The 12210-nt window shown below is 68.0% G+C and carries 9 protein-coding genes and 2 pseudogenes; 5 read left to right on the forward strand and 6 right to left on the reverse strand.

The features are described from left to right. Nucleotides 1–75 precede the first annotated feature (75 nt). Nucleotides 76–699 (reverse strand): TetR/AcrR family transcriptional regulator, encoded by a 624-nt coding sequence (locus tag ACFXMG_RS00680; RefSeq protein ID WP_383813415.1) that lies wholly within the window; start codon nucleotides 697–699, stop codon nucleotides 76–78. A 1335-nt stretch (nucleotides 700–2034) separates the two neighbouring features. After that, nucleotides 2035–2766 carry a hypothetical protein gene (locus ACFXMG_RS00685; protein ID WP_383813417.1) on the reverse strand — a complete coding sequence of 244 codons (732 nt, stop codon included), beginning with the start codon at nucleotides 2764–2766 and terminating at the stop codon, nucleotides 2035–2037. A gap of 1451 nt (nucleotides 2767–4217) precedes the next feature. Between ACFXMG_RS00685 and ACFXMG_RS00690 the strand changes: the two genes are divergently transcribed. Beyond that, nucleotides 4218–4670 carry a hypothetical protein gene (locus ACFXMG_RS00690; protein ID WP_383813419.1) on the forward strand — a complete coding sequence of 151 codons (453 nt, stop codon included), beginning with the start codon at nucleotides 4218–4220 and terminating at the stop codon, nucleotides 4668–4670. 2 nt (nucleotides 4671–4672) lie between these two features. Next, nucleotides 4673–4927 (forward strand): hypothetical protein, encoded by a 255-nt coding sequence (locus ACFXMG_RS00695; protein WP_383813421.1) that lies wholly within the window; start codon nucleotides 4673–4675, stop codon nucleotides 4925–4927. Between the two features lie 4 nt (nucleotides 4928–4931). On the opposite strand, the pseudogene ACFXMG_RS00700 reads toward ACFXMG_RS00695, so the two are convergent. Continuing rightward, nucleotides 4932–5738 (reverse strand): annotated as a pseudogene (locus ACFXMG_RS00700) (IS5 family transposase). Between the two features lie 275 nt (nucleotides 5739–6013). Between ACFXMG_RS00700 and ACFXMG_RS00705 the strand changes: the two are divergent. The 3 genes and pseudogenes from ACFXMG_RS00705 to ACFXMG_RS00715 all read left to right on the forward strand — a co-directional run. Further along, nucleotides 6014–6844, forward strand: a pseudogene (locus tag ACFXMG_RS00705) (IS5 family transposase); the annotation flags it as partial. A gap of 315 nt (nucleotides 6845–7159) precedes the next feature. Further along, complete coding sequence (locus ACFXMG_RS00710; protein ID WP_383813423.1) at nucleotides 7160–7783, forward strand: hypothetical protein; 624 nt, start codon at nucleotides 7160–7162, stop codon at nucleotides 7781–7783. A 222-nt stretch (nucleotides 7784–8005) separates the two neighbouring features. Then, nucleotides 8006–9217, forward strand: coding sequence for a transposase (locus ACFXMG_RS00715; RefSeq protein WP_383813425.1), 1212 nt, complete (start codon nucleotides 8006–8008; stop codon nucleotides 9215–9217). Nucleotides 9218–9257: 40 nt separating this feature from the next. On the opposite strand, the gene ACFXMG_RS00720 is transcribed toward ACFXMG_RS00715, so the two are convergent. From ACFXMG_RS00720 to ACFXMG_RS00730, 3 genes are all read right to left on the reverse strand, one after another. Then, entirely contained in the window at nucleotides 9258–10073 is an 816-nt protein-coding gene (locus tag ACFXMG_RS00720; protein ID WP_383813427.1) for a hypothetical protein, read from the reverse strand. Between the two features lie 812 nt (nucleotides 10074–10885). Beyond that, nucleotides 10886–11404 (reverse strand): transposase, encoded by a 519-nt coding sequence (locus ACFXMG_RS00725; protein ID WP_383813429.1) that lies wholly within the window; start codon nucleotides 11402–11404, stop codon nucleotides 10886–10888. A gap of 229 nt (nucleotides 11405–11633) precedes the next feature. Beyond that, nucleotides 11634–12137 (reverse strand): N-acetyltransferase, encoded by a 504-nt coding sequence (locus tag ACFXMG_RS00730; RefSeq protein ID WP_383813430.1) that lies wholly within the window; start codon nucleotides 12135–12137, stop codon nucleotides 11634–11636. Between the last annotated feature and the right edge of the window lie 73 nt (nucleotides 12138–12210).

Here is a 12210-nt window from a genome sequence, read left to right on the forward strand (position 1 = left end):
TCAGGGTGAGGATGTATCGCTGTACCTCACTGGCAACGTTCGGTCGGGCGTACGCCGACGTGTCCGTGCCCGGTGTCAGACGTCGGGGAGGTCGGCGAGCTTCAGGCTCCCGCCCGCGAGCGCCACGGTCGCCGAGACCAGGGCCCGGATGCCGGTGTCCTCCGAAGGGTCGTCCGGTACGGAGAGGCACTGCAGCGTCAGTCCGTCGAACCCGGCGAGGAAGAACCGGGCGATCGTCTCCGGTGACTGCGCCAGTTCGTACTCCGTGCGCGCCGCCGTCTCCGCGATCAGCCGCGCCGTCACGTCGAGCACCTCTCGGTAATGGGCCTCACGGGCCTCGCTCAGGCGCGGGGTCCGCAGGGCAAGCATCGTCAGCTCGGTGAGCAGGTGATAGCCGGCGGTGTCCTCCCGGGCGGTGCGCCACAGGGCCGCTGCCAGCGCCGCGATCGTCGTCTCGAAATCGCCTCCCTCCGGCGCCGCCCGCTCGACCTGAGCGATCAGGTCGTCGGTGAGCTGTCCCATGACGGCGTGGTACAGGTCCTCCTTCGTACCGAAGGTGTAGTGGACCGTGGCCTGCGCGACACCCAGTTCGGCCGCGATGGCACGCGTGCTGCCGGCCGCGACGCCCTCCCTGGTCATGAGGGCGATGGCCGCCTTGATGAGCTGTGGGCGGCGCTCGGCCGCGGGGACATGAGCCATGCCCACCACTGTAACGACTTAGTCGGATGAGCTAGTCAACGGACCACGTCGCCTCATGAGAGCGTGGCGCCCCTGTTGACCGAGCAAGCGCTGACCGTGGCGAACTTCGTCATGGAGCCGTGTCCGGGGTGGGTGGGTTTCGTTGCTGCGGCTGGGCAGACGGCCTTGGGGCGGAGTGATGATGTTGGTCGATTCCACGGTCTTCGTACACCAGTCCGTCCGGTCGGCGAGTCATCGCCGACGGCCAGCTTCCAGTGCGACAGAGGCGGCGGCTGTGGAGGGTGCGGCGGGTGTGATGGAGGTCTTCGTCGAGGGAGATGCCGGTCCTGCGGCGGGGGTGCGCGAGTTCTGCCTCGAGGTCTGGGAGGGCCGGTGCCGCCGCCGGGCCGATTCGGTCGAGGACGGGCACGATACGGCGCATGGTCGCCTCGTTCTTCTGTCCAGAGGTCCAGCAGGGTCCGGACGACGCTGTCGGCCTCCGGCGGGCCTGCCATGTCCCACACGGCGATCGCAGCGTGGAGGCGGGTCCATATGTCGCCGGTGGTCATCAGTTCCGTCAGGCGCGGCAGGGTGCTCGCGGCCGGCGGGCCGACGAGGGCGAGGACGTCGGCTGCCTCCCTGCTGCAGTAGGTGTCGAGCAGGCTGCGCAGAGAGGGCAGGACTCGCGCCGAGTCGCGTTCGAGTGCCTACCAGGCCGCCGTTGGCCCCGGCCCCCAGGGTCACGTCCTTGACGTCGGCGAGAGGACGGGCGAGGTTCGCTGAGGGTGCGGCGTCGATGCCCAAGAAGGTAAGGGCCTCCCGTGCGGAGACGTCCGCCGGAGTTTGCTCGTGACGGATCGCTTCGGCGAGGACCCGTGCAAGCGCGGGAACAGCGGTCGTTTCGGCCTGTTCGGCCAGGGCGGAGGTGCAGGCGCCGATGCTGATGTCGCGCCGCTGCCCCCGAGAAGTCGACGGCGTCCAGGCGCCTGCACAGGCGTGGCACCAGTTCGGCTGCGGCCAGGCACAGATGGCCTGCGACCTGTACGGCGCGCCGGGCGTCGATGCCGGTGACGAGCGCCGTCAGCAGACCGGGCAGGGCGCGTGTGTCGCCGAGGCGGGCCAGTGCCATGACGGCTTTCTGGTAGGCACGCCGCCGTGGCGGATGCGGCGGCGCCCACGCGTCGGGCTCGTGTGCGGCGACGTGAGCGGCGAGCGTCTCGCCGGCGGGGCCGGCGGCGACAGGCGCAAGGGAGCCGAGGCTCTCGGCAGCCGCCACGGCGGTGTACGGGTCGGTGGGGAGCAGGCCATCCGCGATAAGGACGACGAGGGCGGTGTGATTGCCACGCCAGCAGCCGATCACGTCCTGGGCCACGCGGATCGCGTCGTACCGGGTGGCGGGGTCGGGCTGCGGAGCTGTGCGGTGAGCAGGAGGGTGCGCTCGGGGACCCGGTGGTCCAATAGCAGCAGGGAAGTGGTGGGCGCGTGGCGACGGCTGTGCCGCTCGAGGTCCTCGAACGCGGCGGCGATGTGCGGCGGGGTGGGGGTGCACGCGCATGCGCCGGACTCCGCCCGGCATGCCTGATCATCGGTCATGGTCTGCGGATCGGGTGGGAGGTCGCGCAGCAGGGCGATGGTTGTGGGGACGGTGTCGTCGGTGAGGTGTTCCGGGGCGCAGCGGGTCAGGTGGACGAGGGCGGCGAGCCGGATGCCGGGGGCCGCGGTGGTGTCCTCGGCCAGGGCAGCGAGCCACTCGGTGGCGTCGGGCCGCGCGGCCGGAAGCCGCAGCGCCAGGTCGGCCATCGTCTCCCCTACCAGGAGCCGCTCCACGATGCCGGGCTCGGCCGGCAGCCGGTCGCCGAGGATCGCGGCCGCGCGCTCGGGGTCATCGAGGAACAGGCCCAGGCCCTCGATCGCGGCGCGCCGCACGTCCGGGTCCTCATCGCCCGCGTGGGCGACGAACGTATCCGCACGCTCGCGCATCCCTGCCGCTGTATCCGACCAGGCCGCCGAGATGTCGCCGTCCAGTCCGATCCAGGCGCCGTCCTTGGGCGTGATGGCTTCGCGCCGGATGCTCAGCAGCAGTCCCACGCCGCAGCACGGTCAGAAGTCGTGGGGTCGTCCGCCATCGTGAACAGGAACGGCAGGCTCACCCTCGTACACTCGTACACGTCGCCCTGGCGGTGGGCCGCGCTGTAGAACTCGCCGAACGCCTTCCTGCGGATGTCGGGGTCGTCGAGCCCATAGCCCGAAGGCACACGGGCACGTCGTCGGCCGGACCATGGGCGTGGCTCATCGCGGACCAGTCGATGCCGTCAAGTGCGTTAGTCATGCACAGCACTTTGACGACATCCACTGACACCGATGGCTGAGGCCCTCTGAACGCGGGCTGGCACGTGAACGACGACCGAGGCGGTCCAGTCGCCGTCCGTTGCAACCGGCTGCAACCTGTCGGACGGCTTGTGGCTTCGTCCTACGACGGCCAACAGGCAGAGCTGTGTCGGCTACATCATTCCGCCTGGCCTGGTGACTGCTTCCGACCTGGTCGGGGAGGTGCGGTTGTCGCTCGTCCAGGTGCTGACGACCGCAACCGTGTGAGCTGGTGTGGCTACTGCCGATGTGCCGGGCGCGATCAGCCTGGTGGTGACGGATAACCTCCGGGCGATAGACCAGGCTCAGGCTCTGTTCGAGGCCATGCCGACGGGGTGGGCTCGCCCTTCGCGCTGTTCAACGGCACGTACCCGTGGGACTGGCCCCCGGAAGACGTCGAAGCCTGTTTCTCCGCCAAGCTGTCCGGCACTTCCCCGATCGCGCACTCCAGAGTGCGAGGCCAGCAAGGCGAGCGTCAGCTGTTCTGCGCGTTCGTCACCGATGGACGGGACTCCTGGGCCTCCGCCTGCCAAGAGGCGTTCGGGCAGGTCCCGGTGCAGGTGTGCCATGCTTGGAACACCCCGATCACGTGGCCTCCTTCGAGGGCCTTCCCGGGCGCCGAGCGTTGACGTACGTCGAACAGCAGACGCTGTTCGACGCCGCTGACGACCGGTCTTGACAGTGTCGGAGACGGAACGTGCCCCTCCTGGAGGAGTGGGTGGACGAGGTCCGGGGCGCCTTCAGAGCGGTTCGTGCAGGAGCAAGTCGGCCACGCGTACGCGGCAACGGCCGCGCTGTACCCGAACCCTCGGGAACTGCATCAGACGGGCAAAGAGCCACAGCTCGCCTGGTCGCGACGGAAAGCGGAAGCAGTTCAAAGCGGCTACGGACTGGCCGCCTAAACAGGCGTGTTGCCGCCTCAATCCATTCACCGCCCGGGAGTAAGACGTCGTTTCACTTGGTGAGTCGTCGATAGATGAGGGGGTGTTCCGACTTGTGTTCGTAGCGGCAGTGGAGCTGATGGCAGCCAGCAGTGCCGTACCTCAACGGTGAACCTCGACATCTGTCATTCAGCGAAGTCGCTGCTCGCACTGCCACCATCGACGAAGGCAATCTATGGCCGGGTTGAAACTCCCTGGCCGCAGCCCTGCGTCGCCATTTACGCTCCGCCCATGCGCAGCGTCTACATGTTCCCCGCTGGAGAGTCGACCGCGACAGCCGCACGGCTTGACCGGCTGATGCCCGGCAAGAACGGATACTGGACGGACGGGAAGCTCTACATCGACCTCGAGGACGAGCAGGACGGTCACCTGTTCGCCGGCTGGGATCCCGAGGACGTAGGCCTGCTGGACTCCGCGCTCGACCATCGCCCGACCTGGGACCTGTTGGTCAGCGTCTCCAGCCGCATCGACGGGACTGCCGAGATCCGCAACCTCCTGTCACACATCCTCGAAGCTGGCGGCGTCGCCATCGACGACTACTCCGACCACTGCTGGACGCTCGAAGAGATCGACACCGAGTGCAAGATCGATGGTCTGGGCTTCTTCGACTTCCGCACCCACGCCGCACGGCACGGCCACCCGCCCTGGACCATGGCTCGCGCAAGTTCAGGAAGGCAGGTCTAGCCATGTTTGACCACGTCGTCGGGCTGCGGCCCGAGGAAGCGGCGCGATGGACCGCGCTCGTCGAGCAATGCCGGCCCATCCTCGCGGGGGAAGGGATGGAAGCCGTTCAGGATCTGCTGGCTGAACGCGGCATGAGCATCATCCAGTCGATCGCGATCACTCGCGCATTGCTCGGTTGGCAAGAGATGTCTCTGCGTATCGCCATCGACATCGTGACCACGAGCTCCTCTCGCACAGCCGTCAGCGACGCCGACTAGAACGTCACTTGGTGAGTCGTCGGCAGTTGATGAGGCTGGTCGCGATGGCGGTGAAGGCGAGGAAGTGTTCCGGCTTGCGTTCGTAGCGGCGGTGGAGCCGGCGGCAGCCGGCGAGCCAGGACATGGTGCGTTCGATGACCAATCGATGGGGTCCGAGCCGCTGTGAGGTCTCGATGCCCCGGCGGGCGATCCGTGGCGTGATGGCGAGAGCGGAGCCATCGCCGCAGGTGAGGGTAGTCATAGCCCTTGTCCCCGTGGAGCTTGTCGGGCCGTCTGCGGCGAGGTCCGCGGCGGCTGCGGATCGGCGGTATCGACGCGACGAGCGGCTGGAGGGCGAGACTGTCGTGGGTGTTGGGCGCGGAGATGACGACCGCGACCGGCAGGCCGGACCGGTCGGTGACGAGATGGATCTTCGACCCGTTCTTGCCGCGATCGGTCGGATTCGGTCCGGTCAACAGCCCCCTTCGAGGGCCCGGACACTCAGCGAGTCGACGGCGAAACGCGACCAGTCCAGGTCCCCCTGGGCCCCGAGTTCATTCAGGATGACTCGGTGAAGGCGGGCCCAGACCCGCTCCTTGCTCCAGCGGGCGAAACGTCGGTAGACCGTCGGCCAGGCCGGGCCGAACAACGGCGGCACCTGCCGCCACGTGCAGCCCGACGTGGCCACGAACACGATCGCGGCCAGACACTCACGGTCCCCGGCCCGTCGGCGGCCACCTCCTTGCGGGCGTATCACCACCGTCTCCGGCACCACCCTGCGGAACAACTCCCACAACTCATCGGGCACCAACCGCTCGGCAAGACTCGTCATGCCCAGCACAACGAACTGAACCGCCAAAGGAAACGACGCCTTAGAGGTCGCTTTCGCCTGAACTGCCACCTATAAGGCGTTTCTTGCGGTGCTGGATGGCGGTGCTGGTGAGATTGTCGATGCTGCCGCTCTTCGCCGGACAGGTGAGGTTGCGGATGGGGCTGGATTCGAAGTGATCCTGTCTCATCCCAGGATGCCCGGTCTTCGCGGTGGCGTGCTTCGGACGCCGCTGCTGTGCGCCTGGGCGCATGCGGTTCGTAGCGGTAGGCGGAAGCATGGCGAAGCGACGTCCGTATCCGAGTGATCTGTCCGATGCCCGCTGGGAATTGATCGAGCCGGTTCTGACCGCCTGGCGTCTCGAGCGCCGGCGTACGGCTCTGCACTTCGGCCGGCCGCCGGAACACGACCTGCGCGACATCATGGACACGATCTTGTATGTCGACCGCACCGGGGTTCAGTGGCGCTATCTCCCGCACGACTTCCCGCACTGGAACACCGTTTTTGGCTACTTCGCGAAATGGGCCGATGAGGGTGTGTTCGTGCAGCTCAACGGCATACTGCGGCAACTGCTGCGCGAGAAGGAGGGCCGGAACGGCGAGCCTTCGGCGTGTGTGATCGACGCGCAGAGCGTCAAGACCTCCACCAGCGTTCCGGCCTCGAGCCAGGGCATCGATGCCGGCAAGAAGATCGTCGGTCGGAAGCGGAGCATCGTCACCGACACGCTCGGGCTCCTCCTCGCCGCACTGGTCACCGCGGCCGGCGTGCAGGACTCCATCGCCGGCACCCGGCTCATCGACCAGGTCGCCGGCGACCACCCCGGCATCCGGAAAGTGTGGGTCGACGGCGGCTACCGCCAGCACCTCGTCGAGCATGCCGCCGTTCTCGGCATCGACATGGAGATTACCTCCCGCAAGCCCGGGACCAGGGGTTTCACTCCGATCCCGAAACGCTGGGCGGTGGAGCGGACCTACGGCTGGTTCATGCTCCACCGGCGCCTGGTCCGCGACTACGAAAGCCTGCCGACCCGCTCCGAAGCCATGATCCACCTCGCGATGACCGGGCTCATGGCCCGCCGCCTCACTAGCGAGAACACCATCTCCTGGCGCGACCCGAAGAGCGCCATAGAACATCCCATCACGGGACGAAATACCGGGCGAAAACGACCTCTAAGGATCCAGCCCGGGCTGGCGCCCGGAACATCCCCACACAGGCACAGGGAGCAGGGAGTCCCCTAGCCCTAGCCCTGGCCCTGGCCCTGGCCCTGGCCCTGGCGACGGGGCCATCCCCGCGCCCATGGCGGAGCACTGCTCGATTGACAGACTCGGTACTCGTTGAACGATTTGTCACTGAACGTCTGACGGTCTTGAGGTGAGCCCGGGTCCCGTGGAACCGGGTGCTTGGGGTCGCACGTCCCTTCGCACATGCTGACTGTCCTGGGGATACTCTTCGCCGTCGCGCCCGCCGTCGTCTGGATGACGATCGCCCGCACCCGCGCCGTCGGATTCCCTTTGGGCGGCGCGCTGCTCGCCGGAGCCAGTCTGCTGATCAGCGTCCAGCAGGGCTGGATCGACGCCCCCAGGCCCGATGCCCATCTGCTGTTCACGGTTCTCGCGCCCTTGCTCATCGCCTGTGGGGCGGCACTGGAAGGACGGTACGAGAGCTCCCCTCCCCCGGAATGGATCTCCCGCCGCAATGGAGCGATCGGCTTTCTGGGGATGCAGTTCGCCCTTACCCTCGTGGCCGGCCTCCTGTACGCGCTGCTGATCAGCGAAGGCTCGGACGCCCCGTCAGCCAAGGCTCTCCCCACGTTGCCGCCAGACATCACCATGATCGAGGAAGGCACCAGCTGCGGTTCCGGCGGCTGCTGGCGCACCGCGACCGTCATCAGCGAGGACGGCCTGTCCCGCCCGGAGATCATCCGCGAACTGGGCCTCCAGCAGGAGAGGTGCCACTCCAGGGGCTGGCTGCTCGACTGGCGAGACGTGTGCGTCGGAGCCAGGGACACCGGCGAGCACGTCACCATCTACGCCGGCTGGGGAAACTGAGCTCTTTCACAATGACCGCTGATCGGGTGACGGAGCCATGAGCCCTGCACGTCAGCGGCCTGGAAACGCCTGAGCTTGTTCTTTATGGCCTGACCTCGAACGATGCGCCGAACGTGCTCGCTCGTACGAGGATTCCGGGGACGTGAACACGGCCTTCGTCTGATCCTGTGCTCCGACGAAAGAGGCACTTGACCCGTACGAAGGCCGTGGGGGAATGAGCCTGTGCATCACGATGTCGACCTCACGCTGACCGCCGAGCACCGCCGCGGGCATGCCGCGATGTACGAAGCCTTGAACGGCGGGAACGTCGATGTGCCGCGGCTGCGGCAGGTGCTGGCCGTGGTTGTCACCCACTGGCTGCGGCCGGACGCGCCGACCAGTGCGGACCGCTTGTTCAGTCACGTCTACGGCCGCAGCGCACGCTCGTCGGACCAGTTCGTGCCCGGCTGGCCCTATTCGTTCGTCGCCGCGCTGGAGTCGGGCAGGACCTCGTGGTATCAGATCCTGGACGCGCTCCGGCTGGGGCCGGTCGACGATGTCGCCGAGGTCACCGCCGCCCGAGTCCGCCGGGTGTCACCGACCTCATCGAGATGGGCCGATGGCAACCGGGTGACCGCGACATCCTGGTCGTCTCTGATGCCGGATACGACGCTCCGCGCATGGCCGGACCGTGTGATGCGCGAGCCCGTCCCGGTCCCGTGGATCTCTCCGCCGCAGGGAGGACGACCGCCGAAGCACGGCAAGGAGTTCCGCTTCGCCAAGCCGGACTCATGGGGCGATACCGACGCGGAGACCGTGCAGGTCAGCGACCGCTACGGCACCGCTCGCGTGATGGCCTGGGACCGCATTCACCCGAGGCTGACCACACGCTCGGCATGGATCGACGACACCGGCGAACTCCCTTTCATCGAGGGCATGTTGATCCGCCTGGAGATCGACCGTCTGCCCGGCGGCCACGATCCGCTGCCCGTCTGGCTGTGGTCGTCGGCGACCGGCCTGTCGGGTGAGGACGTCGATCTGCGCTGGCAGGCGTTCTTGCGCAGGTTCGATCTGGAGCACACCTTCCGGATGATCAAGCAGACGCTGGGCTGGACCCGTCCGAAGCTTCGTGCGCCTGCGGCGGCGGACCTGTGGACGTGGCTGATCATCTCCGCCCACACCCAACTGCGCCTCGCCCGGCCCCTGGTCGCAGACCTTCGTCGTCCGTGGGACAAGCCGGCCGAGCCCGGCCGGCTCACCCCGGCCCCGGTCCGCCGGGCGTTCAGGAACCTCCACCCGAACCTGCCCTATCCGGCCCGTGCGCCGAAACCCATCCGGCCCAGCCCCGGACGCCCGACCGGCTCGAAGAACCGACATCCCGCCACCCGCTACGACGTGGGCAAAACCGTCAAACGACCCGAGACCATCCTCGAATGCGACCGAGCCAGACCCTGACGGGGTCGCGGGAGACGCCGATCTGTTTCAACCTCGGTGGTCAGGTCGCGGTGGGGATGTAGCGCACTGCTGCGACCTGGGCCATGGTCCGAAGTTTCGTGAAGTAGGAGGCGCAGTACTCCTCGTTGATCAGAGGAACGATCTTGTTGAGGTCGGCGATGCAGCCCCAGAGGTAGGCGATGCCATTGTCGTCGAGTCCGCCCTTCAGTTCCCTCTGCACGAGGCCGGCGATGTCGGCGTCCAGGAGGACCAGGTCTACGCCGTCGAAGTCCACTCCGCGGAAGCCGTCGGGGAACAGGGCGCGCAGGTGGTCCTCCCACAGCCGGGCGAGGCCGCCTTCGGGCTGTGTTCCGCCCGCGTCGGCGGCCGTCGCCTCTGCCGCGGACGGTGGGCGAAGGAGCAAGGAGATGGCATCGAAGACGGCACGCACCATTGCGATGGCCTGGAGTGGGCGGAGGGCGGCACTTGACTCGGCGCCCTGCGTGAGCTTGTCGCGCAGCAGTCGGCTGCGGTCGAGTTCGGCGGCGAGTCCGGCCGTGATGAGCCCTGCGTCGGTGGACCGCTCGATCAGGTCGTGGAGTGGTTCGTTCGTGGCCAGACGCTCGGCGAGGACGTGCTCCAGGGCGAACAGGGAATGCGTGACGGCGACGGTGGCGAACTCGTACCGGTAGTAGGAGTGCCTGATGAGCTCGCGGGAAGTTTCCAACGCACTCATGACGTACATCGACGCGCCGCCGGGCAGAACCAGGTCGGCAACCAGGGCGTGCATGTCCGCATAGTCGAGAACGAGGTCGCGGGCGCGCGGGTCCCGTACCGGCAGGAGGAGCGGATCGGGCGGCGGTGGCAGGGTGTTCACCGGTGCAGTCTTGTCATCGGAAGGCTGTCGGTGCCATCGGATTTCCTCGGGGCGGTTGGTGACCCTGCCGCATTGACCCTGCCGCGTGTCGCCACTGGCCCGGTCCGACCTTAAAGAACAAGCTGAGAAGCCGTATCCCAACCGAACGCGATCCGTTGGTTCTGCTGGTCAGGCATGGTCCAGCTCGGCATGAGAGAGACATCCGGCGTTTTGATTCCGCTCCTTGAGCGAGGGGTGCGCGATGGAGTCGGTGCTGGGAATGCCGGAGGAGCGGGGCACAGGGGCCCGTGTTCGAGTGGAAGGGCCACGGGAGGAAGTCGCCCGGACGGCTGAGGTGTTGGAGGTCGTCGGGGTCGGGCTGGACCGGCGGGTACTGGCGCGGGAAGAGCTGGTCGAGGCCCTGGCAGCCTCGGCTGCCGAGATCACCAGCGGGACCTGGCCGAGGATAATGCGGTGCTGCCGCTCGCGTCGGTGACGGGCTCTACGGTGCCGTCCTGGCGGGAAGGGCTGCCAGCGACGGTTCTGGCGCCGGACTGTCGGCGCATTCTGGGCGTGCTGGGGCGGCAGCTGTCCACGGGGCACGGACCGCTTCGGGCCGAGGAGATCGCGGTGGAGCCGGGCCTTGACGCGACGCCGACGGAAGTCGAGGGGCTGGGGCCGAAAGTCCGGCGCCAGGCGGAGTGCGGGTGGCTCCTGCTGGACGCGTCGGGGGCGTGCAGTGCCCGTCCAGCGGACCGTGGCCGTCCCAGACGCCAGCTCGTCCGCGTGACCATCGAACACCGGACGATCGCCTAGCACGTACGCTCTGCCACTCACCGCCTCGGCAGCACCATGAACCCTGCCGTGTCGTCGGTGCGCTTGACGATCTCCAAGGTCCACGCGAATTGGTCCCGCCACACGAGGGGGGTGATGTCGCGGTGCAGACGGCGCAGCCGCATCAGCAGGCCCGCCGTGGTGTCCCGGTCGGCGATGTTCGCAGCCGTGACCGCGACGGCCAGGAGCCGGCCGAGGGTGTCGGTCACGGTGTGCCGCTTTGCGGCCCGGAACCTTCTTCCCGTCGTCGTAGCCGGGTGAGGTGGCCGGCACGACTGCGTGTCGGTGATCCCTGCTGTGGGCTCGGCCTCGCGGCCCTCGCGCTCACGGACCGTCCCGCGAAGCGGGTCGTGGGACTCGGCGATCAGCCTGTGCTCGCGCCAGCGGCGGTGGAACGCGTAGACCCGGGTCCATGCGCGGAAGTCCGAGGGCATCGCCTGCCACGAGATCCCGTCTGCGGCCAGGTAGCGGATCGCGTCCAACAGCTGTCGGTGGCAGTAGCCCTCAGGGCCGTACACCCCACCTCTGAAAGCAGACCGGCACCGGCCGCAACGGCGGGCGAGTTGAGGGCAACATGCTCGGGCACGTACAACAAGGCAGCAGGGCCTCCGGGAACCGCTCGGTAGGGGATCGCACCGCCGAGCTACCTGGAGGCCCTGCTTTCACGCGCGGAAACCGCTGCGGTTACCCGGTCAAGACTTCCGTTCGATCGACAGCCTTCGAGAGAGCGGTACGCGTAACAACCGCTTACGCGTCGGGGTGCTCCGGTAGGGCGAGCCAGGCCGACCAGGGGATGTCTCGGCCGAGGAAGCGCGGTTGCTCGAAGGGCCAGTCGGCGGCGATCCACTGCGGTACCAGCTCGTCTAGGGCCTGCTCGACCTTGCTGCCCACCAGTTCGTCCACCACCCACCAGGAGATCTCGCCGTCCGCGCCGGCCTTTTCCGGTGGGTCGATGTAGACGCAGCCGAGCAGAGCTGTCTCCGCCGCGTCGAACAGTGCGTAGTTGAAGGACTGGTGGGCGGCTATCTCCTTCTCGTGTCGCAACAGGTCGGCCTGGTCGGCCTCGTAGGTCATGGTGGCCGCGGGCCAGCCCCAGGCCGGGCCGAAGATGGTCCACAGGCGCTCGCGCGAACCCATCACCGCCGGGTAGTCGAGCGGGGTGTCCGCCTCCCGGATGGGCCGCAGGTGATGGCCACCGCCCGGCAGCGGTACCAGGACGGGGTGGACGAAGTCATCGGGAAGCCAGCTCATAGCGACCGACCGTAGCAGTGCGCTGCCGTCCCGCTCCCCTGAATTCTCCCCGTACGCCGCCAGGCCCTGCCCC

The organism is Streptomyces sp. NPDC059201, from assembly GCF_042754585.1.
Taxonomy (GTDB): Bacteria; Actinomycetota; Actinomycetes; order Streptomycetales; family Streptomycetaceae; genus Streptomyces.

What these genes read in the sequence shown, in the direction of transcription:
- ACFXMG_RS00695 (WP_383813421.1), top strand. Translation starts at nt 4,673, where the DNA reads ATGTTTGACCACGTCGTCGGGCTGCGGCCCGAGGAAGCGGCGCGATGG.
- ACFXMG_RS00680 (WP_383813415.1), bottom strand. Translation starts at nt 699, where the DNA reads ATGGCTCATGTCCCCGCGGCCGAGCGCCGCCCACAGCTCATCAAGGCG.
- ACFXMG_RS00710 (WP_383813423.1), top strand. Translation starts at nt 7,160, where the DNA reads ATGCTGACTGTCCTGGGGATACTCTTCGCCGTCGCGCCCGCCGTCGTC.
- ACFXMG_RS00690 (WP_383813419.1), top strand. Translation starts at nt 4,218, where the DNA reads ATGCGCAGCGTCTACATGTTCCCCGCTGGAGAGTCGACCGCGACAGCC.
- ACFXMG_RS00730 (WP_383813430.1), bottom strand. Translation starts at nt 12,137, where the DNA reads ATGAGCTGGCTTCCCGATGACTTCGTCCACCCCGTCCTGGTACCGCTG.